This window comes from Candidatus Hydrogenedentota bacterium (genome assembly GCA_012523015.1).
Classification (GTDB): Bacteria; Hydrogenedentota; Hydrogenedentia; order Hydrogenedentales; family CAITNO01; genus JAAYBJ01.
Map to the genome: position 1 here is coordinate 1 of JAAYJI010000169.1, position 23433 is coordinate 23433.

General features: G+C 53.5%; 10 protein-coding genes. 8 read left to right on the forward strand and 2 right to left on the reverse strand.

Annotated features, from left to right (window positions below; translation table 11 throughout):
- Positions 1-455 precede the first annotated feature (455 nt).
- The 8 genes from GX117_07545 (at position 456) to GX117_07580 (ending at position 20548) form a co-directional block, all read left to right on the forward strand.
- The gene (locus GX117_07545) at positions 456-2147 is read left to right on the forward strand and encodes an MFS transporter (protein ID NLO33193.1); all 1692 of its coding nucleotides are present in this window, start codon (positions 456-458) and stop codon (positions 2145-2147) included.
- 174 nt (positions 2148-2321) lie between these two features.
- Complete coding sequence (rimO, locus tag GX117_07550; GenBank protein NLO33194.1) at positions 2322-3680, forward strand: 30S ribosomal protein S12 methylthiotransferase RimO; 1359 nt, start codon at positions 2322-2324, stop codon at positions 3678-3680.
- Between the two features lie 78 nt (positions 3681-3758).
- Positions 3759-4118: a hypothetical protein gene (locus GX117_07555; protein NLO33195.1), complete on the forward strand. Its 360-nt coding sequence runs from the start codon at positions 3759-3761 to the stop codon at positions 4116-4118.
- 12 nt (positions 4119-4130) lie between these two features.
- The gene (locus GX117_07560; GenBank protein ID NLO33196.1) at positions 4131-5600 is read left to right on the forward strand and encodes a BamA/TamA family outer membrane protein; all 1470 of its coding nucleotides are present in this window, start codon (positions 4131-4133) and stop codon (positions 5598-5600) included.
- Positions 5600-7210 (forward strand): hypothetical protein, encoded by a 1611-nt coding sequence (locus GX117_07565; GenBank protein NLO33197.1) that lies wholly within the window; start codon positions 5600-5602, stop codon positions 7208-7210. The genes GX117_07560 and GX117_07565 overlap by 1 nt, the downstream gene beginning before the upstream one ends.
- A gap of 42 nt (positions 7211-7252) precedes the next feature.
- A complete protein-coding gene (locus GX117_07570; GenBank protein ID NLO33198.1) occupies positions 7253-10336 on the forward strand; it encodes a hypothetical protein in 3084 nt (1027 codons plus the stop codon).
- Between the two features lie 564 nt (positions 10337-10900).
- Positions 10901-18127 carry a hypothetical protein gene (locus tag GX117_07575; protein ID NLO33199.1) on the forward strand — a complete coding sequence of 2409 codons (7227 nt, stop codon included), beginning with the start codon at positions 10901-10903 and terminating at the stop codon, positions 18125-18127.
- Positions 18128-18160: 33 nt separating this feature from the next.
- On the forward strand, positions 18161-20548 hold the full coding sequence (locus GX117_07580) for a hypothetical protein (GenBank protein NLO33200.1): 2388 nt from the start codon (positions 18161-18163) through the stop codon (positions 20546-20548).
- 340 nt (positions 20549-20888) lie between these two features.
- Here GX117_07580 and GX117_07585 read toward each other — a convergent pair whose 3' ends face one another.
- Positions 20889-22958: a hypothetical protein gene (locus GX117_07585; GenBank protein ID NLO33201.1), complete on the reverse strand. Its 2070-nt coding sequence runs from the start codon at positions 22956-22958 to the stop codon at positions 20889-20891.
- Between the two features lie 298 nt (positions 22959-23256).
- Positions 23257-23433, reverse strand: a 177-nt coding sequence (locus GX117_07590; GenBank protein NLO33202.1) for a hypothetical protein, incomplete at its 5' end; no start/stop codon positions are given.

A 23433-nucleotide genomic window follows, 5' to 3' on the forward strand; every position in this document is an offset into this window, starting at 1 on the left:
CAGGGCCAACGCTATTATTAGGGTTAAAGCGATTCGCCGCAGATTCAACGTTCATCGTCCTCTTTGGTGTGGGCAACGTCCCGGGCTGTAGGGTGTCTCTATACGGTGCGCTTTTCAGATGCTTAAAATAGTCATTTAAAAGCCGATAAGATCATAACCGAATGCTGCTGTCATGTCAATTGACGGGAGTGCCGTTCCCTATAAAAATAGGGCTGCCTTTTTTCTTTTGTGTAGGTCTGTACTGTTTTTGTACAATCAAGGTGCCGCCCTTTCGGTAGTGTGCAATCTCTAGGCCGCAGGGTTCTTGGATTGCCCGTGCACTGGGGCAGGCATTCATGTTTGTGCAAGGTAAATAAGGGCGCGAAAGAGACCGCCCTCGTGTACGTATAACCAGGATGCTAAGATCCGTCTTCAGGCTTGTAGACTGCTGAAGATCCAACCGGGAGGATGTACCCATGACAGGTTATTTGGGCGTAGAGGCGCAGTATTTGCTTGGCGCGACCGATGCTTTTTCCGGCGTGTTCGCTTTAGGTGTCATTTTTTCCATTTTGGGCAGCATAAAGCTGCAGCTGGCCGAGACCCTGCAGATTGATGATGCCAAGGTGGGCACCCTGATTTCCTCAATGATGTTCAGCTGCCTTATTGCTGTGCTGATCATTGGACCCCTTACCGATAAAGTCGGTTATAAAGCGGTGGCACTGACAGGTTTTGTTCTGGGCGCCTTTTGTGTATGGCTGCTGGCAAGCGCCCGTTCTTATAAGGTTGCTTTGTTGGCGAGTCTCCTTTTGGGTATCGCTGCCATGTGTGTGAACACGGTGGGCAATACCTTGGGACCAACGATTCTTTTTGGCGGCGCCGACGCCGCCCGCGCCAGCAATCTGCTCAACGTCTTCTTTGGCGTAGGCGCTTTTATTACCCCTTTGATCCTTGCCTATCTGCTCGGCTTTTTGGGCTATAAAAAGACGGTGGGACTCATCGGCGTGGTGCTGATTATTCCTGTACTCTATTCTTTTCGCGCCAGCTTCCCACAGCCTGATTCCGGCTTCGAATTTAAACAGGTCTTGTCGCTGCTCACCAGTCTGCCGGTACTGGTCAGCGGATTCACCCTCTTTTTCTATGTCGCCTTAGAGTCGACTATGGCGGGATTTGTAACAACCTATATGAATTCCCACCAGCTTTCGGATAAAGCGTCCAACACGGTGTTGAGCACCTTCTGGATCAGCCTCATGGCTGCGCGGCTTTTGACGGCGATTTTCCTGTCCGGTAAGATTGATCCTGCCATGCTTATCCCCATGTTGGGCGTGTTGGCAGTCATCGGTATTGGTATGATGGTTGCCGCGCCTTCTGCGAAGATAGGTGTGTTGGGCACGATCATCAGCGGTTTCGCTTTTGGTCCCATTTTCCCAACCTTGGTAGGCGTTGCTTTTGGTAAGACGGACGCGATTAATGCCGGTACGGCAGGCACCGTATTCGGACTGGTTTTCGCCATCGGTCTGCTGGGCGGCACCATTGTTCCCGCACAGATCGGCAAATACACAGCGAAAAAATCTATTCGTGAGGGTCTGAAAATTGCGCTGGGTGTGGCGGATTGTTTGGTCGTCGTCAGTCTGGTGTTGTGGCTTGCTATCCCTGCCGTTCATGCTGAAAACGGCAGTGAAGCGGCGCCGGCTGCTGCTCCGGAAGCGGTGGTGCAGGATGTGGTTATTGAACCGCCCGCTGTGGTTGTAGAAGAAGCGGCTGCCGTGGAAGAAGCTGCTGTAGAAGAAGCTGCCGCTGTGGAAGAGGCTGCCGTGGAAGAAGCTGTCGAAGCGGATGAAGCCGCTGCTGCCGAAGCTCCTGCTGCCGAAGCCGCTGCTGCAGAAGCCGCTGCTGCCGAAGAGGCTGCAAAGAAAGCAGCGGAAAAGGCGGCTGCCCGTGCCGCGGCATCGATAGGCGCTTTTGCGGGTGAGGCGGCCGAAGCAGCGGGTGTCGTTGTGGAAGAAGCGCTTGAAGACGCAGACGAAGCGGTGTCGGAAGTCGTTGATGCGCCTGCAGAAGCCGTAGGCGATGCCGTTGACGCAGTCGAAGAAGCTGTGGACGACGCCGTCGAAACGGCTGAGGATGCTGTAGACGACGCCGTTGAAGCGGTTGAAGATGCTGTATCCTAAGGGATTTAAGCGCCTGTCGCCGCTGTGGACGACATGCCATCAACACTTTGATCGCGTGCAAATAACTTAATGATGAATCCAATCCGGCGCTGCCGTGCCCTGTAGGGATAAAGAGCCGCGCCGGATTTTTTTTCTTTGGCGTTAGCATGACCAAGAGGAGATAAGCTTTCCCTTATGGAACGGAAAAATCCTTTACAAGCAGGTATTGTAATCCTTGGCTGTGATAAGAACACGGCCGATGCAGAACATTTTGCAGGGCGTCTGAAGTCGGCTTGTGGGGATCGTATACAGGTGGTGCAAGCGGCTGCGCCGGAGGAAAGTGCTGTCGACTTGGATGTGATCGTCATTTTTAGCTGCGCGTTTATTCTTGATGCGAAAACGGAATCGGTGGAGATGATTCTGTCGTGGATAGATGCACGAAAGACGGCTTCCACTGATCCGCAGATTTTTGTGGTGGGCTGTCTTTCGCAGCGCTACAAAAAGGAACTGGAAGCGGAGTTGCCTGAAGTGACGGGCTTCTACGGGATTGATGAGTTAGACGGGCTGCTTCTGCGCCTGCGTCGCTTGTGTGACGCGGAAGGGCAGGATAGGGACAAATCCGTGAAGCGCAAGCGCCTGTCCCAAGTGCCCTATGCCTTTTTAAAGATTGCTGACGGCTGCGACCGTGCCTGCAGCTATTGCGTCATTCCAGAGATTAAAGGCCGGTTCTATTCTGTGCCGCGGGAAGCTTTATTGGGGGATGCCCGTGCCCTTATAGACTCGGGGGTTCGCGAAATTAATGTGGTGGCACAAGATACCACGGCTTATGGGCATGACCTGTACAGAGACTATGGTTTCGCCCAATTGCTTCGGGATCTCTGCGCCTTGCCCGGCGACTTTTGGCTGCGCTGTCTCTACTGTTATCCCGACGCCATCACGCCTGAGTTAATAGAAGTGATTGCCGACGAAAAGAAAATCGTGCCTTATCTGGACGTTCCGCTTCAGCATAGTGCGCCCTCTGTGCTGCGTGCCATGGGCAGGTCTTGGAACGGGGTCGATATTCGCGCTTTGCTCCGTCAACTGCGCAGCACCATTCCCGGGCTTGTATTGCGTACGACCATGTTGGTCGGTTTCCCGGGCGAAAGAGAAGCGGATCATCAGCACATGCTGCAATTCATGGAAGAGCAGCGTTTTGAATGGTTGGGCGCTTTTCCGTTCAGCGCTGAGGAGGGCAGTCCCGCTGCCGCCATGAGCGCTCAGCTTCCTGCGGAGGTTATTCAAGAGCGGTGGGAGGCGGTGATGGGATTGCAGGCTTTAATAACAGGCGAGTTTATGGCAGGACGTGCAGGCGGTGAAGAGCTCGTGCTCATTGACGGTCCCGACGAAGATACCCCCTTATGGCGGTGTCGCAGCGCCTTTGAGGCGCCGGAGGTAGACGGGACCCTCTATCTTGCGCCGGCGCCGGGCCTGGCTCCCGGTCAATGGCACAGAGTCCGTGTTGTGCAAGCGGAAGTCTATGATCTTTACTGCCGCTTAAAAGAGGATGATGACTGAGCCGATCGGTCTTGGAAAAAGGCAATAAGCCAAGGATCTGCTTCCCCTTTTCCTGAAGTGATATGGTATCATAGGCTTATGAAGAAACGACTGACCAAAGCCTCCCCAATTGCATCTATTTGTTGTGATTTTCGCGCCCAAAGCCTCGTCTTATGGGTGCTTGTCCTCTTGTTTTCTTTACATGGTATTGCTGTGTGTGATTCCAATGGCGGCATGCCTCGGGTGACGGTGCACTGTGAGACGGTTCCCGTGCTTTCCGAGCTGTTGCAGGAGCATGCTTCCGCGTTGTGGCAGCAAAAAACGGGACCCGAATCGGAGAGCCAATTACGAGGCCCTGCAAAGCGCCATGAGGAACGGCTGAAGAAGGTACTCCACGGGGAAGGTTATTACGGCGCCGTCGTGACCCACCGTATTGTGTGGTCTGATACATCGCCATAAGTTATTTTTGACGTGGAGCCGGGCGCCGTCTATCGTCTGAAAGCCATAGAAATACATGTGTGGCGTGAGGCAGGGGACGCCGATGAAGCAGAGGTGCCTATTGCATTGGATTCGGGGCTGCAGCCGGACGCGCCGGCACGGGCGCAGATGCTGTTGGATGCCGAACAAAGTCTGGTTCGACAGTTATTGCGCGGAGGCTATCCCTACGCCTATGCCTTGGACAAAGAGGCGCAGGTGAATCATGATGAGGAAGGTATGTACATTGCCTACCATTTAGCGTCGGGCGAACGCCTTCGTTTTGGCGCGGCGAGGCTCCATGGTCTTGAGAAGGTGCGCGAAGAAGTGGTGCTGAGCACGGTGGCGTGGAAGGCGGGCGATTGGTACGATGTGGCGTTGGTGGAAAAGACCCGCGACCGGCTGCAGACGAGCGGACTGTATACGCTCGTTCGTACGACACCGGCACCGGCGGATACCATTGAAGACGGGCAGATCCCCATCGACTTGGAGTTGACGGAACGCCGCCATCGCACGATTAGTTTGGGATTGCAGTATCGTACCGATGAGGGCGCCGGTGTGGCAGGGGACTGGGAGCACCGTAATTTTGCAGGCCGGGGACGGACCCTTCGTTTGCGCAGTCAGGCGACGGAGCTGGAACAGCATTTCGGCTTTAACTATGACTTCCCCGAGTTTTTGGATCCGAAGAACACCTTGAGCATTCAGGGGAAGACGGCACAGACAGACACGGACTTTTATCGGAGCCGCAGGATCGATGTGGGCGCATGGCTGGAACGTAACTTTTCGCCGGAAATAACGCTCGGCTTCGGGCCGGCACTCCGTGCGGGCAGGGTGAAAGACCGTATACGCACGCAGAACTATTATCTGTTCTCGCTGCCCATTCAATTGAGTATGGATTACCGCGACGACCGAATGGATCCGAATCATGGCTACCGATTCACGGAGCGGCTGACGCCTTTCATCGATGTACACGATACGGGTGTTTGGTTCCTGAAGAATGAAATGAATCTATCCGCCTTCACGCCCTTGGGCGCAGGCTCGGGCTATACGCTGGCGACACGACTGCACTTGGGCGTCACCGCAGGAGCCGCTTTAGGACGGATCCCCGCTGATGAACGCTTTTACGCAGGCGGCGGCGGCAGTATCCGCGGCTACGGCTATCAGGACGTGGGGCCTATCGATAAGAAGGGACGCCCCACAGGCGGACGTTCGGTCATGGATTGGTCCATCGAATTGCGCAAACGGCTCAATGAGAGTTTTGGCTTGGTTGCCTTTGTAGATGGCGGTGCTGCCCACGATACGCCTTATTTTGATTTCAATGAGACCGTACAATGGGGTGCCGGTGTGGGGATTCGTTACTTCACGCCTATCGGTCCAATGCGTTTTGATGTGGCTATTCCGCTGAATCGACGCAGAGATATTGACAATACCGCCCAGTTTTATATCAGTATCGGGCAGGCATTTTAATGATGAGTACTCTTATTGCAACACGCCGTTGGCTGCGTCGAATCAGTCTTTTTCTTTTGGCTTTGGTGATCGTGCTGTGTCTGCTTGTTGCGGGGTTGCAGACAGGCCCCGGTAAAAGGCTGCTCCTTTCCGGCGCACGGTGGTTCGTTAATCACTATACCGATTACGAGCTGGAAATCGAGGGGTTGTCGGGCATTCTACCCACGCACGTGCAGTTGACCGCCCTCCGCCTTTGTGATGAACGGGGGCCTTTTGTGGATGTGGCAGGGGTGACCGTGGGCTTGTCGTTGGCTCCCTTGCTGCGCGGCCGCCTTTGTCTGAACGCTGTGGAGCTGGATCAAATCACGGTGTGGAACAAACCGATTCCGAAAGAGAAGAAGCAGCCTCTTCCCACGCTTCCCGATATCCCCGATTGGATTGAAGTGCAGACTTTGAAGATTGGACGGCTGACCATGGGAGAAGCGGTCATCGGCAAAGAAGTGCACTTTCATATTGCGGGAAAGGTGAGTCCCGTACGGGGTAGGTATTTTCCTGAAGTGGAATTCCAATTGGAGGGCTTGGACGAGGCGGAGACTGTTAACGCTGTGTTCGCCTGTCATTATGCGGAGGGCTTACCGCAAATTCATCTGGAAGGACGAGATGATAAGCTATTGCCCGAATTCTTAGCGTTGCCGTCACCCGTCATAGCGGAAGTGGAAGGAGTGGGCGGACGCGACGATTGGAAGGGCATGCTTCGCCTGACGGCGGGCGGAGAGGTCGTGGCGGAAGGTAATGCGGCGCTCATGGAAGAGACGGACGCCACGCTTAGTGCGGCGCTGCAGCTTGCCGTATCGCAATTGCCTGTGCTGCGCGATCATAGCGCGTGGGTGGGCGATACACTGGATGCCCACGTTGCGTTGTACTTCGATGAAAAGGGCGCGCTGACGATACAGCGTTGCGAACTTAAGGCTGCCTTGATAGAAGCCGCTGTGGAGGGGAATCTTGATCCTGACGAAAAGACGCTTGCACTCACGCTTCACGCTGCCCATAAAAATATTGCCCTTCTGCTCGGTATGGATTCCAACGAGGAAGAACAAGCGGCTCTTTTGACAGTAACCGCTGCGGGTCCCTATATGGCACTGGACATTAAGGGCGCCGTGTCTGTGGCGGATACACAAGTCTTGGAAGCAGCGCTGGAAGCTAATGTGGATGAGAAGATCCGTTTGGCAGGCACCGTATCGGCATGGCCGGGCAGGTTAGCGCCGCTGCAGGCATGGTGTGATGAAGATGACCTGTTGCGCTTAAGCTTTGGCAGCGTGCTTGATACTGACGGCGCTACGGTAGTTTTGGAAGAAAGCAGCTTTTCCTTTGCAGGGCTGCAGGGAATGGCGGGCGCTCGCTATGCCTGGGATCAGCCTGACCTTAACGTGAACGCCCGTTGGGAGCTGCCTGCGCTCCAAGAATTTATAGCCCTTGGCGGGGATAATCCTTTGCAGGGCGCTCTGTCGGGCGAGCTGCAGGCTGAAGGCGGGCAAGATGGCTTAACATTGGAGCTGAAGATCAATGCCTCTGATTTGCTGGCGGGGCCCCTTACAGCGGAGAGCGTAGAAGCCGCGGTGCAGGCGAATTGAGAATCGTGGCAGCAGCTGCCGCCGCCGCAGATGGAAATGACCTTGACGGCACAAGGCAAAGCTTTGACTGTGAAAGAGGAAAGCCTTGACGACTGGAGCCTTAACATCGGGGGTGAACTGGATGAGGGGCAGCTGCACTTCAGCGAATTGACCCTATCCGACGGCAACATGCGGCTGGAAGGAGACGGTCTTATTGCTTTGTCCGATAAAGAGGTGACGCTGGCGCTGATCCTTGATGCCGCCGCGCTGCGCGCTTTGCCGATGGCACCTGCCGAACTCCCCGAGGGCAGTTTGAAGGGAGACCTGAAGATTACTGGCAGTTACGACCCCTTGCAACTTAATTTCCAGATGGCTTATCACACCAGTCCTTTGGAAGGGACGCCTGCCTCCTTGGCTTTTCTGGAAAAGGGCGCGCTGCAGCTGGATGCTGCCGGTATCTATGACGGCGAGGAATTGCAAGTTTCCGAAATCCATTTTTCAGCGCCTGCGGCTTCGGCAGAAGGCACATTCTCCTATACTTTGGCGACAGAGGAAGTGACTGCGGCGCTAAAGGGGGAGGTCTCGAGTTTGCAAGAGATCAGCAAGGGCATGGCACAATCTATGTCAGGGCGTTTGGCGGTGGAAGGCTCCGTGCAGGGCACGATAAAGGATTTGTCGGCTAATGTGGATCTGCGCGGCGCAGGTATAGCCGTTGCTGATAGCCCGATCTTTGATTTGCACGCTTCTCTGGTTGCATCTGATCTGACGGGATCGAATCCCGAAATTACGATTCAGAGTAATCTGAATCATGGCTCCGAAGGCGTTGAACTGGCGTCTGTACTTACCCGCGACAATCATCGCTTCCTTCTTGCGCCGCTCACCGTGGAATCGGGTCAGAATATTCTGTCCGGTCAGGTTGCGTATGATGTGGACGCGCAGGATCTGGAAGCAGCGTTGAAGATCGACTTTCCCGATCTCGCCGCCTTGGGGCGTCTCGCAGGACTAGCCTGTGCGGGGCGTATGACAGGCAGTGTGCACGCGGCGCAGCACGCCCTTCAAGCAGAGCTGCAAGCATCGGCATTGGAGTTTGGTGAGGTGCAATGGGCATCACTGCGCTTTAACGCAGCCCTCAAAGATAGCGGAAAAGGCTATGCAGGCACGGGAAATCTGCAAGGCACGGCGTTGACTGCGGGCATGATGGAAGCGGCAACGGTGACTGTTGATGCTGATGGTGACATGGACGAGCTTGCCCTGACCTTGGCTGCAGAAGGTCTGTTAAAACAAGATTCAGCTGAAGAGCAGCCTTTTTCGGTACGCATGAAGCACCGCTTGTTTCCGCGCGATCAACGGCTTATTTTGGAAGAGACGGGAGGACGAGTCGGTACCGTTGATTTTGGACTTGAGGAGCCTGCCCGTGTGACGGCGCTCAGCTCGGGATTGCGTATTGAGCCCTTACAGCTTCGGGTGGGCAGCGGCACCGTGCACCTTCAGGGGGAATGGGCGGGCGAAACCCTGTCGGGAGAATTGCGTGCCCTTGAGATTCCTCTTGACGCGGCTGTTCCTTTTGGCGCGCCGGCGCTGAGCGGAGCGGCAGAGGCGACGATATCACTGAGCGGTACGCTGAAAGCGCCCACTGTGACGGCGCAGTTCCGGGCGCAAGCAGATGCCTTGTCTGAAGAAGTGGTGTTGGATAAAAATCCACTGAACCTATCCGGTGAATTTTCCTTGGGCGCCGCCGGTGCCGCCTTGTCGATGAAGGCGGTGTTAGACGCTGTGGCGGAACTGAACTGTCAGGCGTCGGTGCAGGCACAGGTACACTTGCAGCCGTGGCTCTTGGAGATTCCAAGCGATACAGGACTGAGCGGCACGATAGATTTTGATGTACAGCTGGAAGAGCTCTGCGCCGTCTTGGGGCTGGATGATCACGATGTGACCGGTTCGGCAACAGGAGCCTTTACGTTGGGCGGCGGCGTGATGCGGCCTGAAGTGCGCGGTGAGGCAGCGCTCCATGAAGTGGATTATGAGTTTGTGCAGACCGGCACGCGGATGGATCATGTGGCGATGCATCTCGTGGCGGAGCGGGACGCGCTGCGTCTGGTGTCGTGTACAGCGGACATGGGCGGCGAGGAGAGCATGAGCGCTACAGGAGAAATACGGCTGATCCCTGAGGAAGATTTTCCCATGGAGGCACAGGTTCATTTTCGGGAGGCACGCTTCGCCGAGCTCGATTATATGAACGGGCGGGTGAGCGGCGACTTGCAGTTGAAAGGTTCGTTGAAGGATGCGCTGCTCAAGGGCGCGATCAAGGTGACCCCTATGGAGGTGTCCATGCCGGATGAACTGCCGGGTAAAGAGGCGCCTGAATTGGAGGTAACGGAACTGCGCGACGGGCAGGCGCTTCAGCGTGATACGAAGAGCAGCCCCGGCTTCGCAAAACGGATCCGCTTGGATGTGGATTGTGAGATTCCGGGCAAGTTTTATGCGCGGGCACCCATTCTTGATTCCGAGTGGGGCGGGAAACTGCATGTAGGCGGTACCCTTGCGGATATACGTATTGATGGGCGTGTGGCGGTGCTTCGCGGTCACCTCGACTTTTTGAATCGGCGCTTTCAATTGCAAGACAGCGCATTACTCTTTTTAGATGGCGCTCCCGATAAACCTTTTTTAGATATGCGCGCACAAGTGGACACGCCCTCCTTAAAAGCCAGGCTTGGTTTGAAAGGGGAATTGTCGAATGTGAAACTGGAATTGTCATCCGATCCGGTGGTGCCGCAAGACGAAATTTTGGCACAGATTCTTTTCGGACGCAATCTCTCACGGCTGTCGCCCGTGCAGGCGATTCAGCTTGCCCGTGTCGCCGCTATGTTCAATCAAGGTTTAGGCGGCGTGCCTTTTTTCTCCGGCAATGTTAAACTGCCCGGGATTGACCGTTTTGATTTGCGCACGGGCGAACGTGCCGATGAAACCTCCGTCGGTATGGGGAAATATTTTACGGATTCTGTTTATGTGGAAGTAGAACAAGGCACGACCACGGACAGCGGCAAGGTATCGGTGGAGGTGGAGGTGACGCCGCAAATTTCAGTGAAGGGCGATGCGAACGCACAAGAACGTAGTGGCGTCGGTGTGTTCTGGAAGAAAGATTACTAGGCATCTCCGGCGAGAGCGTTGTGCTGCGACGGCATGCAGGCGTGTTGAAGCTGCGCGGAAAGCGTCGTGCCGAGATTATGAAATTGTTATTCGTTTGTACACATTTTTCTAAAGAAGTTGCGCCGCCCGTCCATGGCGAGTTTCTTGCTATACGGTACGCCTAGGATTTAAAATGGTGTCATGCCCTTGAGGCTACCGCGATTACCGCACTTCTATACGGTTTTATTCCACCTGTTTAGCTTTAATTTGGAGTAAAAAGGTGGGTTGAGAATGCCGATAAAAGAGCGCTGATGAAGTGGCTGTCGCTGACCTTTTAGAGGGCGATAAAATTTTTGTTGACATTCACGCGTAAAAATGTAATAATTTATTACAATCTGTCAAGAATTATCTTTTAGAAAGTGGATGATATAAAATGCGTCAGCATCCGGGTAGGACTCTTTTGATGAGGAATATCAATGGGGTGTGCGTAGATCATGAATTATAAACATAGCTGTAAACATATATTTGCGGATGTACTTGTTTCACTTCAACCGCCGAAATTTCCAGATGGATAGGAGTGACGATATGATTTCTAGTCGTGTCTCACCGACAAAAGGGAAACATACCCTACTCATTGTGTGCTCAATGTTGTTGTGTGTAGGGGTATTCTTTGGTGTCTCACCGTTTACTGCTTCCTTAGGGGAAGCAGCTGCTGCGGAGAGGGATGGTGCAGCGCCTCCTTTAATTAAAGGAATCGATACCGGTGAGGGCGTGCACAGCTTTGAATATGACCGTGCTAGGCTGGAATCAGGCAGTTTAGTGCCCGGTTCAAGTACTGTCTTATTTTCGTTGTTCCCCGACGTAGAATTGTTGGGTCGCGTCGAAAACCACAAGACGCCTGTGACCGGTGTACGTACTTGGTCAGGGCCTCTGTACGACGTGGAACACGGTTCTTTCTTCCTCAGTCTCGACAATGACGGAAGCTTGTTGGGTCGGATCGAAGTGTTGGACACGAAGCGGGCATACAGTTTAACGGAAGATGCTGCGACGGGCCGTGCCTATCTTGTGGAAGAAGCTTTGAGCCTCTATAACGACGGCTATGAGTGCGAAGCCATCGCCGGCCCGCACCCGGGCGGCGTACCGAATGTGTCGGAGCATGACACCGGCGAAGATGCAAGCGCTGTCATTGATGTAATGGTTGCTTTTACCAAAGATGCCGCCCTATGGGCGACCGATCATCGTTCGGGTATGGCAAATGTAATCGCAATGGCGTTGCACCGTGCCAACCAAAGTTTCGCAGATAGTGATGTCGATTTATCTTTGCGCTTGGTTGCTGCACTGCCCGTAAGCTATCAGGAAAGCGGCGATGCTGTGACTGATCTGTATCGTGCGACCTATTCCGCAGATTTTGATCCCCAGGCTTTAGATCCGGAAGCTGCGCTAGACGAACTGCACGAATGGCGCGACCTCTACGGCGCGGACGTCGTGATTTTGATGACCGCCGATGAGAGTGGTGCTGCGTGGCTGATGAAAGATCCTGCAGGCGATGCGCGCTATGGTTTCTCTGTGGTGCCTGTTTCCTATGCAGATGTGGCACTGGTTCGGCAGCTTGGCTATACCTTAGGTTGCAACAGCAGTCCGGATCAAGCGGAGAATACAGGGCAGGATGGGGGCGGTCTCTACGCCTTTTCATCAGGCGCAAGATGGACCGGTCGTGACGGACAAGGTTATGCGTCAATCATGACTCCTCCTCAGGGCGCGACACAAGTCTTTTTATTTTCCAATCCTCATTTAAGTTTCGCTGATGTCCCTGTGGGCCGCTATGAGGGCGGCGACGCTCCTTCCGACAACGCACGAACGAGCATGGGTAATGTTGCCGACTACCGCGACGCAGTGATAGACGATGACCATGATGCAGAAGAGGGCGCGCCTACTGCCGTCTTGCCCTTGGCAGCCGATAATCCGAAAGAAGAAGGGGATGTCTATCTTTTGGGCGGAACCTACAACTTTGTCGGTGATGACCCCTTCGGCTTTGATAAATTAAGCCCCGGCGCAGTATTTAAAATGACGGAAGTACCGCCTGCCGGGCATAAATGGGATGCCGGAAGCGGCACAGACTTTGGATATCGCGCCGGACAAACAAGTGTTACGAGCAGCATGGGGTTATGGGTTTTGGGCGGATTTTCAAATCTATCGCCCGGCCTTAATGAAATTTGGCTTCTCGATACCTTAGAAAAAAAGTGGAAACGATTGGTTACCTATGCCGCATGGTCCGCACGGCGCGGGCACACGACCGTCGTATATAACGGCAATGCGTGGCTTATAGGCGGTTACTCGACTGACCGCGTCAACGATAAATTTTTCAATGATGTATGGACCTCTCAGGGACCTAACCTGATGTATTGGGATAATCAGACGGAGGCAGCGCCTTGGAGCGCCCGTGCTTATCACAGCTCCGTAGTCTTGAACGGCAAACTCTTTGTGATGGGCGGCACGTCAAAGGATACCGATGGCGAGTTGCTGCTCATGGACGATATTTGGTCGACCACAGACGGAAAGAATTGGGAGCAAGTAGCGGCAGGACCCCATTGGTCACCCCGTTTCGGCCATACCTCCGTCGTATTTGAAGCGGAGCCGGGCAAACCACGCATGTACGTCATGGGTGGTCAAGCCGCGTCGGATTATAGGGCAACCGGCAGTTACGCCAATGATGTTTGGTCATCCGCAGACGGCGTGGAGTGGGTGCAGGAAACGGCGAATGCCGGATGGCCGGGCAGACGCGAGCACGCCTCCATTGTCTACGATGGCAAAATTTTTGTTATGGCAGGATGGAGCCGCGACCAAAAAGCCAGTAACGATTTCAACGACGTCTGGTATAGTAGCGATGGTCGCGGTTGGGTTGAAGCGAGTCCGGTGGCAGGTTGGCAAGCACGGCGCGGCGTTTCCACAGCCATATTCCCACGACCCGCCAACGCGCGGGATGAGTGGAATGCCGGCGGTGACGGCGACGGCGAGACGCCTTTCGAGGGTGAAGGACCTTTCGAAGGGGAAGGACCCTTTGAAGGGGAAGGACCCTCTGAAGGAGAGGGCGGCGACGGGGATGTGCCCACGGCCGATCTCAGTTTCGAAACCCTTATTCGCGATAAAGAAGCCTTGCTGCCGTTACACGATTGGGTACCTTTGTTCAGATTCACCATGTCCTATGACCCGGAAAATCGTGCGCCCCGTTCCTTGCAGAGGCTGACTTTCTCTTTGGTCAATGATGACCATATAGAACGGGATTTAGAATATACCGTGACGCGCGGGCTGCACACCAGCGACTTGCTCGAATTTGGTTTCTTCCAAGACACCTGTACCGATGAGGAAAATCTGGCTGGCGAACCGCGCTACGGTAACTTAGACTATCCCACCGATCGACTGCTCTTTACATGGGATAGTAATGGCAGAGATCGAGGTAAATTGTTGACGACTAATGGTCTGCCGGTTGAAGGCTACGATCTCACCTACGATCTTAGCTTTGCCGGGCCAGCCTATTCTATTTCTGCCGGACCCGATGTCGACGATTGTACAGGCAATGCTTATATTGTTGCAGTGCGCACTTCGGCTACATGGCGCAGTCAACTGAGCTTGGGCGTGGAAATCACCAATGCAGTCATGGTAGATGCCCGGGGGCGGGTGCCGCGCGATGAAGAAGGCGTGGTGCTTGATACCTATAGCCCTAATTTCTATGATGACGATCCGGAAAAGCTCGAAGCAGAGGCCTTTTATTCTTCTTCCTTCGGTGCCTATGATCCGTCAGGGCCCGACTTTTCGGCTATTTCAGGGCTGCCGGGATTAGCGGCCATCCCAACGCCGAACCTCTGGAGAACTTCTCCTTTCCTTGCCCTGCCCTTGGCGGAATATTCACGGCCGCGATGGAATAAGCCCTTGCAGTGGATGACGGTTGTCACCGGCCAATTTATGGAGTTTAGAAAACTCGTAGCCCTGGACGACTGGACGGCTGTGATCGGAATCAATCTGCATTCCACCCCTTCACTGAGCGGCGGCAATAATAAAGAAAATAAGCCCATACTTTCTGAAGTTAACGTGATTCTCACGGATGTGGGCGGCGACCCCCATGGCGCGCCGGGTAACGGCGGCTTTAATCCAAACACCGCGTTGAAGCCCATTAAATATGGCGGCAATGACAGTCGAACTTGGGGCGATCATGTGTGTCAAAATGGGCTGTGGGTGTGGCAGGATACGAATAATAACCAAATCTTTGATACGCCTACACCGCAAGACTTGGGTGTTTCCTTTAATGGCGACGAGCCCCTTCTCGGCGTGCCCAGTAACGCCTACTGGGAGTACATTCCTGAACCGCCGGGCGGTGGTGATCCATGGTGGAAAATATGTTTAAAATTTGTCGCAACAGACGACTATCCACAGGCCTATGTTGAGCCCACACCCAATGATGCCGCCTTTGCCTATGACGAAGATCAAATCAGGATTGGCAGCGAGTTCGCCTATGATTTCTTCGTAACGGCGCGCTTTGACAGCGGCTTCAGAGATTGCTCAAACCGCCCTGCCACCAATGCTGGCGCGCGGCCCGGTTCTGAATTCCGAGCCTTTATAGAGCCGCGACGCTACGATGTTGCGACCCGTACGTGGACCGGCGGTATTTTTGTGGATAGCCAGATACCCGACCAGGAATCGATCTTAGACGGACGTACTTGGCAAAATGATCCGCGCTGGTTTGAGGAGCCTTTCTGGCCGGAACGCACGTTAAATGCTAATGCAGCGAAACCCTTCAAGGTTGGTTTGGAAGTGCATGATCTCGTATTGACCCACGAACGCGATATCTTGCGCCAAGCTCTGAAGATTGACGAGGATCTCTTCGAAGCCATATTCATGCTTATCCCCAATTATTTAATTGATATGGATACAGAAATTACCTATGCAGATATGGGGTACAGCCCTATCCGTAACCAAGAGCCCAGTTGGCTGAGCATTTGGACAGAGCCGACGGGATTGGCAAGATCTCGCTTTGCAAACGGACATGATCCCGATGTCTATTCCTTTTTCCCCATGGACTTCGCTTCTGCTGTAGGCGTGGATGGTCTCGGATATCGCTTAACTACCGGTCCATGGGGCATGCCCCGCAACAGTTTTGAGCAGGCACCCTTCTATGATGTCAACGCAGACCGCGCACCGAAAGGGCCCCGTTCCGGAGCCTATCCCATGCCGCCTGCGGCGCCCATCACACCTTCTCGCTTGACGTGGCCGGGTCCGTCAGGAACCGATGCCTTCCCACGCTATATCGATTGGGACGCTCAGGACGCGCAAGCACGGCTGCTAACCCAAAAAGTGGATGCCAACAGCAAGCATACGCCTATGCTCGGCATCAATCTGGTGGGCAGTGTAGATCCAGTCGTCAATGAAGAAGGAAATAGTCTGACCTTGGGCGAGATCACAGTTGCCTTCTGGGGTCCTGATTTCTCCCCCGATATTTTGAAACCCTTGGATCCCGACAACAATAATAATAAGAGCCTGTCCTCAGGCGTCTTATTGTGGGAACGCGACAAAGATGCATCCCGTCTTCCCGGCTACCTTTTCATAAATCCCGAAGAAATTGAAGGCTATTCCGATTCAGCGCTGCCCTTGATGCATCGCGTACTGCCTGTGACCGGCGCCAAGTGGGGGACAGCCCCCGAATTGGTTGACCTCAACGGCAACGGTAAGCCCGATGATCTCAACGGCGACGGCTTTGTCGATGAAGCGGATAAAGCGTGGGTGTTGACCTTTGCGCCCGTGAAACATTGGGAACTTCCCACGACTGACACCGCTTCTTCCGATACGGGTGGACCTGATCTGTACATCACCGTGAAGACTTCCGATAAGATCGCGCGCTTCCAAAAATTCCGCGCTGTTATTCCTGCAAGCTTACCGTCCCGTGCTGCAAATAGGCGCGATGCCGGTATCCAATATAAATATTCCATGACCACCAGCCCCCGTGCCTATCTCAAGAGTCACGGTGATGAAGGCCCCGTACAGGAATATTACGGTCATGACATGTTGGAAGCCAACGTGCCCATGAAAATCGTGGACATGACCCAGCGTAAGAGTGATATCCACGTTGGCGGCGCTGCCGTGCCCGTCCTCGGATTGGATATCGCCACCAACCGCAAAGACGGCACCCGTGCACAAGGTCAAGGGGGCACCGGTTCTCCTAAAGCCTTTATTGTAAGCGGTGTGAACTGGGCAGCCAACGCTTTTGTCGGTGACTTCCTTGTTGATAACCGTTTTGAAAGCTACGAAATCCTAAGTAACACGAGCAATACCCTAACGTTGCGCAGTGGAACACCGCGAAGCGGCGCGTGGCGTATTGTGCAAGAACCCACTTTCTTGGAAGAGGTCACTGTGGAGCTCTATCAGGATGGTGAAGTCGCTAATTTCAACCCGACCATTGATCTGTTGCCCCTTGATCTGGATCAGCGCGTCAGCGGTGTGGCGATTTATCGTGATAATGTTAATCACCCGAACAATCGCAGCGGACTCTTCGACCCGGATATCGACATTCCCTTGAATCTGGATGTGGAACCGCGTTTTGTCGGGCGTAACGCAGAAGACATTAAGATCCGTTTTGTCTTCTCTCTTCCCGGGACCCGTGATTTCCCGCTGCCCATTGAAGAGCAGCCGAGGAACCGTCAAATCGTCCCCGATACTTTCGGCGAGGGCAATAACAGCCGAGACGCCGGCCCCGACTTCTTTATCGTAATTCGTGCTGCTAACGGCATGGGTGTGGGCGATACACTGCGTGCAGGTATCGTTTCCTACGGGCCCAATACGCCCAGTGAACCGGATCCGCATATTTGGGCCGGCCTCAAATCCGAAGCGCAGTATGATTATATGAAGTTCCGTGAATTTCCGTGGGCGGAGCGCGGCGTGGGCTTTGTCTCCTACTTCAAAGAGCCGCCTACCATGTATTTCATGAAAGAATACACAGGCGTACAGCGCCCCGATACGAGCGGATTGAATTGGCTGCGTTCAAGCAGTTCTATTAAACAGCGCTCGGGCTTGATCACCGCTCGTAAACGGCCCATCGGTCCGCAGAGCATTGAAATCAGTTCGGCATCGCAAAATGTACTGCCCATACAAACGCTTCCGGGATTAGGATTTAATTTGGTCATTTACGGCAACAATTTCGGCGACAATCCTACCGTCGTGATGAGTGCCTATGACGTGGTTGTGAATGCTGCGAACGATACGGCAATCAGCCTGACCATCCATTCCCGTGAAGGGATCGTGCCGCAAGTTCCGATTACTGTGATTGTGCGTAATCCCGAAACCGGTGAAGAAGCCAGTCGCAGCGATCTGTTCTCGTTGATGAGCAACATGAATATGAACGGGCCGTCCCTCTTGCGGGTCAATCCTGCCCGTGCTTCCAAGGATCTGTTCCCGGTGACGCTGCACGGCGAAAACTTCTTTGACGGTATGGATCTCAGCGTGTATTTCGGAAAGACACTCATGCCGATCTTGGACATCTCCGCCGATGGTACGCAGGTAACCGTGGGCTTCCCCCTAGGCGGGTTGCCGCAAACAGGCTTGATGGATGTGACCGTTATCAGCAGCGGTGCCAATTACGGCAAAGATGTGCTTGTTAACGGCTTTGAATATGTAAACCCGGAATCGCGGGAAAAATTATTCTTCTTCGGATGTGGTCCTGCTTCGGAAGAATCCTCGGGATTTGCCGGAGATATATTGTTGCTGGCGGGACTTGTGGTCGTGTTGTTCGTCGCGGGCCGCCGCGGCAGCAGTACGGTTCCGTTTTGATGTGACATGATTAGCCCAGGAAAGGATGGACGGATGACAAAGGCGATGCGTCTCCTGACAGCGGGTGCCTGTTTGGTATTGGTATTGGTTGGTTTCGTTGGAACCGCCCATGGGTTCTTCCCGAAAGGCGGGTTCAATTTGAACCAGCAAATACGCTATGCCACGTGGCCCTTCAGAGATTTTGACACGAATAATAATGGTGTTATCGAGAAAGGGGAAGGATTAGAATTTCGCATCGAATCCGGTCCCCGGGGTTTTAGTCCCGCTGAAATAGAACAAGTGAAAGAAGGATTTCAGGTCTGGCAGGATGTGCCCACCAGTTATGCCGCTTTTCGCTTTGCCGGGCTCATAGAAGATCCCATCATGGCCGGGACCCTTGCTCTCGACTATTTGCCCATGGTCTTCATGCAGGTCGATGAGGTCGGACCTGAAGATGGCTATTCACAGGTCGACGACGATGATTACGCCATACCCGGCTTATCGTGGGCTGTGCCGGCCATCACCATGATTACCTACACCATTGACACATCCATATTGGAGCTGCCCGGCAGAGATGTTATTGTGCCCGCGGAAACCATTTTGGATTGTGACATTGTGGTGAATGCGAGCATGCACCGCTCCGATCTGGCGCCCAATACTTCTTTCGGTACCTTGGATCTTCAAGCTACCATCGCCCACAGTGTGGGGCATCTCCTCGGACTCGCCTACACGCCCTTGAATAATCTTGACCCCTATAATGATGTCCTCTTCAGCGATGATTTCGGCTTGCCTGTGGAGCCGGCTGTATTGCAAATTACCGATGCCCGGGGTGTACGCAGTTGCCGAGGCGCAACGCCGACCATGTTCCCCGTTTATTTCCTGACCGAGACGGTCGACGGTAATTATGAAGCGGGATGGCGTGATCTTGCCCCGGACGATATTTCAGGCGTTTCCTGGCTCTATCCCCGTAAAGACGGGCTTGAGAATTTCTTTAGTATTAAACAAGAAGCGCGCACCCATGCGCGGGACACCTCCGGCGTGCCCTCCATCCCCATCGCCGGCGCTCATGTTGTCGCTTGGGCAAGCTTGAGTACCGATGACACGGCGGAACGGGTTCCTCTCTTCAGCACCATGACCGGACTCTACCAAAAATCTTCCAATATTCAGCTTCAAGGCAAATTCAACTTGATGGGCCTTTGGAAGCAGATGGAACTGCCCGGCGCAAACTTCCTCTACGAACCGTCTTACGTATTCACCATGAATCCCTTGACCGGAAGCGGTTATGATCGTCAAGCGCCGCCCGATATGGTCGCGGAAGACTTTGACAGCATACAAGGGGATTTCCCCATCAGTTATTCCATCTACGTTCGGGAATCCGATTCTTTTACCACCAATTATCCCTCGGAAGTGTACAACGAATTTGGGAATGTATACGGCATCGACAATTATTTCACCGGTACGCCGCTGGCGTGGGATTTCGAAAAGAATACCGTAATCAGCAAAAAATCAGAAAAAATTCTTGAACGGATGCTGCCTGCCCAGAAGCCCATGTTCGGTGATGAAGACAATGTCTGTCCTATGAATATCATTGAAGACTTCGGCGAAGGCGTGGATACGGACGGTGTGTTGGATGGTATCGACGGTTTATTGCCCGAGGGCGGCGGACTGCTCGGATTGCTCGGTGTTAAAGGCGGCGGCGGTTCCGGCGGAATAGGCGGCTCCGGCGGTTCCAAAGCGGTCTTTACACGCTTGAACAATGGCTTGCGTCAGTTCCGCGATACCATATTGCTTAAATCCGCTGTGGGCACGGCTTGTGTAGATCTCTATTATCATGCCGCTCCTTACCTCGCCAAACAATTGATGGAACATCAGACGCTCTTAAAAGTGGTGCGCGGAACCATCCTCGTTACGCTCAGGTTGGCACAGTCCGGTATCCTGACCGTGATCCTGTTGCTCATGTTGGGAGGAATGATTTTGAAACATCGTCCCCGCTTACAACGCATTAAAGCCGCCGTTGCCGCTATCGTGCTTGTTCTTATGCTCTTCGCCGCCACGGCCTTTGCAGGGCAATTGCCTATCCCCACCGAAGCCTTGGTAGCCGATTCCGACTATGTCTTTACCGGCGTTGTCACCTCTGCCGAAGGCCGCTTGGGGCGAGATAATCGAATTTATACCGACGTCGTTGTAAAGGTCAACCGTGTGGTCAAGGGTCAATTGAACAAGGATTCGAAACTGACCTTCTCTGTTATCGGCGGCAAGCATGGCAATATCGTGACTGCTGTCACCTCCGTCCCGAATTTCAAAAAGGGCGACCGCGCCTTATTGTATTTGAAATATACGGAACGTTTTGGACTGGTGCCCTTTGGCGGGTATCGCAGTAAAACACCGATTATTGTTGACCCGGAAACCAATGTGGAAGTCTTAATCAGCGATGGAACCTAGATTGAGGACGAAGCGCCCGCGCCCGTTCCTGCAGAGGAAGAGAAAGACGGCGACGAAGGCGGTCAAGACAATAAGTCGCTCCTTGTGCCGCCCCAAGAATCAGGTTCAGGCTTGATTCCTCTCAATGATTACCTGCGCTATCTGCAGGCGGTGGTAAACAGCCAACGCTAAACAAAACCCTCTGTATCGAAGCGAAAAATAAGCCGGTTGTGTATGTTACGACACAGCCGGCTTTTGCTATATGGCTATACACTCTGGTTTCGACGCGAGGCGCTAAGGTGTGTGCGCAACGCCGCCGCGTTTATGCTTTTGCCGCGCGCACAGCGTGACGCAGCGCTATTTATACAGGAGCGCCCACTTCCCCTTCATTAGGTCGTGCCGCTTCTTCTTCTTCACACGTATCAAAGGGCACTTCCTGTTGTTCCGGAACAGGCGCGGTGACAGGAATCTCACAGCGGCCGCCGTCGCAATAGAGGTCTTGCACTTCATCGGTATTCATGCTGTGGAAGTTCAGGATTTTTAATTTGGAGATGGCGTATTCATAAGCCTCTTGCGTGATTTCCTGATAAGGCGCCTGTTGATAATCGTGATCTTTCAGGGGCATGAAGGAAATGGATTTGAGCCGCGACTCGTACAGTTCGAGGATATAGGGAATGTCCTGCGCCTCTTCCTCTCGGAAGGTAATGGTGGCGCTGACTTGATTATCCGCCCAATAATACTGCATCTGCGCCACATTCTCGACCTGCTCCCAAATGCTCACCTTATTCTTGTCTCGAACAAAGTATTTCTCTTTTACAGGGAAATAGGCGATCAGCGTATTATCGCCGTAAACGGATTCTTCCAATCGATAACCTGCTTGGCGGATGGGATCGATAAGCACACTGGTCTTATCCAGTCGTATAGTCCGCCAGTAATATTGGCTGTGCGGATAATGGATGCCGGGCGTGACGCCGGGCAGCAAGGAAACGGTACCGCTCGGTTTGATACTGGTTCGTTTAATACTTTCCGGGACACACAGCCATTGCGAATAGATGCGGTCGAGTTGTCCAACGTATTTATAGCCCTCGTCGCACCACCGGAAATGTTCGCGCCGTCCGTGTCGGGTAAAGCTTTCCACAATACCCGATTGGGACAGGCCGATGCGTCGATTACGCAGCATGATGGCGTTAGTCCGCTCATTATGGGTGGGGATCAAGGTCACTGTTTTCGCGTAGAGATACGCAAATTTCAACGTGCGCTTATATTCTTCGAGCGACGCATGGCGCGACGGGAAGGTCTCTACTAAATTACAAATTTCATAGGACTCAAGGCTTTGTTCTGCACAGGGGTTGGTGCCCGCCACTTTCGCGTCGATATAGGAAGGCCCATCTTTGACGCGCCCGTAGGCACGGGCATTTTCCAGCCAAAAATAGCCGGGCTCACCGTTACTCGCGGTCTGGGTTCCCGCCTGCTGATAGTCCATGCCTTCTTCTGCGATGATACTGTTATTCGACGCCCAACGCCATTCCAATAGACGCTCTTTGTTGCGTTTGGGATCTTTCAGCTGCAGGTATTCTTCGTCGCTCGGATCGCCCAGCGCCAGTTCTGCCGTACGCCGCACACCGCCGGAAACCACACATTTGCCTATCACATTCATGAGGTCGGTAATGTCGACAGACGAAATTGCGCAACCGTCACGGGGGGCAAGTATTTTGTCGATATTGGCGATACACTCTTGGAGCGGGCCGGGACCGGGCGCGATGCCGCCGAAAGTTTTGATAGGAGCCCCCATGGGCCGTATTTTCGAGTAGTCGATTTGCACGGGCCGCTGACCGCGTCCCACATAAGCATTGAGCACGGTACGGACAAGATCGGTCCATCCCTCTTTCGAGTCTTCCACCACATGGGTGTATTCGCGGCGCTGGGGACTGCGGATCGTCACGCCTTCAGCCCCTTTTGTATCAAAGGCGACACCTGTGCCGAGCATGGACAAATCCATGAGAAAGCAAAAGGGCTCGGCGAAGTCTGTATCGATATCTTCCGTGGAGACAAAGGCGCAGTTATTGAGCGCTGCGCTGCCCCGCGCATAAATATAGTCGGTTCCCATCATCCACAGTCCGCGCCCGGGCGGCAGGAATTTAAAATCCCACATGAGCCGAAACATTTCTTGGGCGGAGCGCTGCGCTTTTTCCGGTTTCCACGGAAGTTTCAGGCTTAAGCAGTGATTCCATTGGATCGTGTAGCAGCCTTCGATGACGCGGCGCAGGGTTTCCCAAAACTCTTCACTTCTTTTGCCGGGGTCATTATGCAAGGACCGCGCATAGGTGCGTTTAAATGTAATATAGCCTAAAGGCCCCCATTCGGGTTGCCGATTTTGGTAGTACTCTAAAAAATGCTCATCCAGTTTAAACCGCTCACGGACAGCAAACATGATGACCTCTCCTGACTTTTGATTTGATAAGAAAAAAAACTACTTTTTCAACAGAACCGTGTTCTGCAGTGTTGAAATCGGTCTTCGCTTTATCCCGAGCAGGGCGTGTTATTGCTATACGGTATCCGATGGCATAGCGATGCCTCTTATAACGCCTAAGGTACCGCCGGCCATTCCAACCTTTTTTTATTTACAAGCCCTAAACCCAAGTAAAACGAAATTATAAAAACGATCATTCACCATGGATCATGACCATCGTCAACAATCCCAAGAAAACTAGTCATGACCCCGATTAAGCTTATACTTTCGAGCGCGTGGTTTTTACCCAAGGCAAACCATCCACTTCCATTTCCTCATAGTCGGCGAAAAGATTGGGGTATCGTTTTTTCACCAGATGATAGACTTTTCCGAAAAGAAAACGAATCTCTTCTTCTGCATGAGGATCGGTGCGCATTTCAATCACATGCCGCAATGC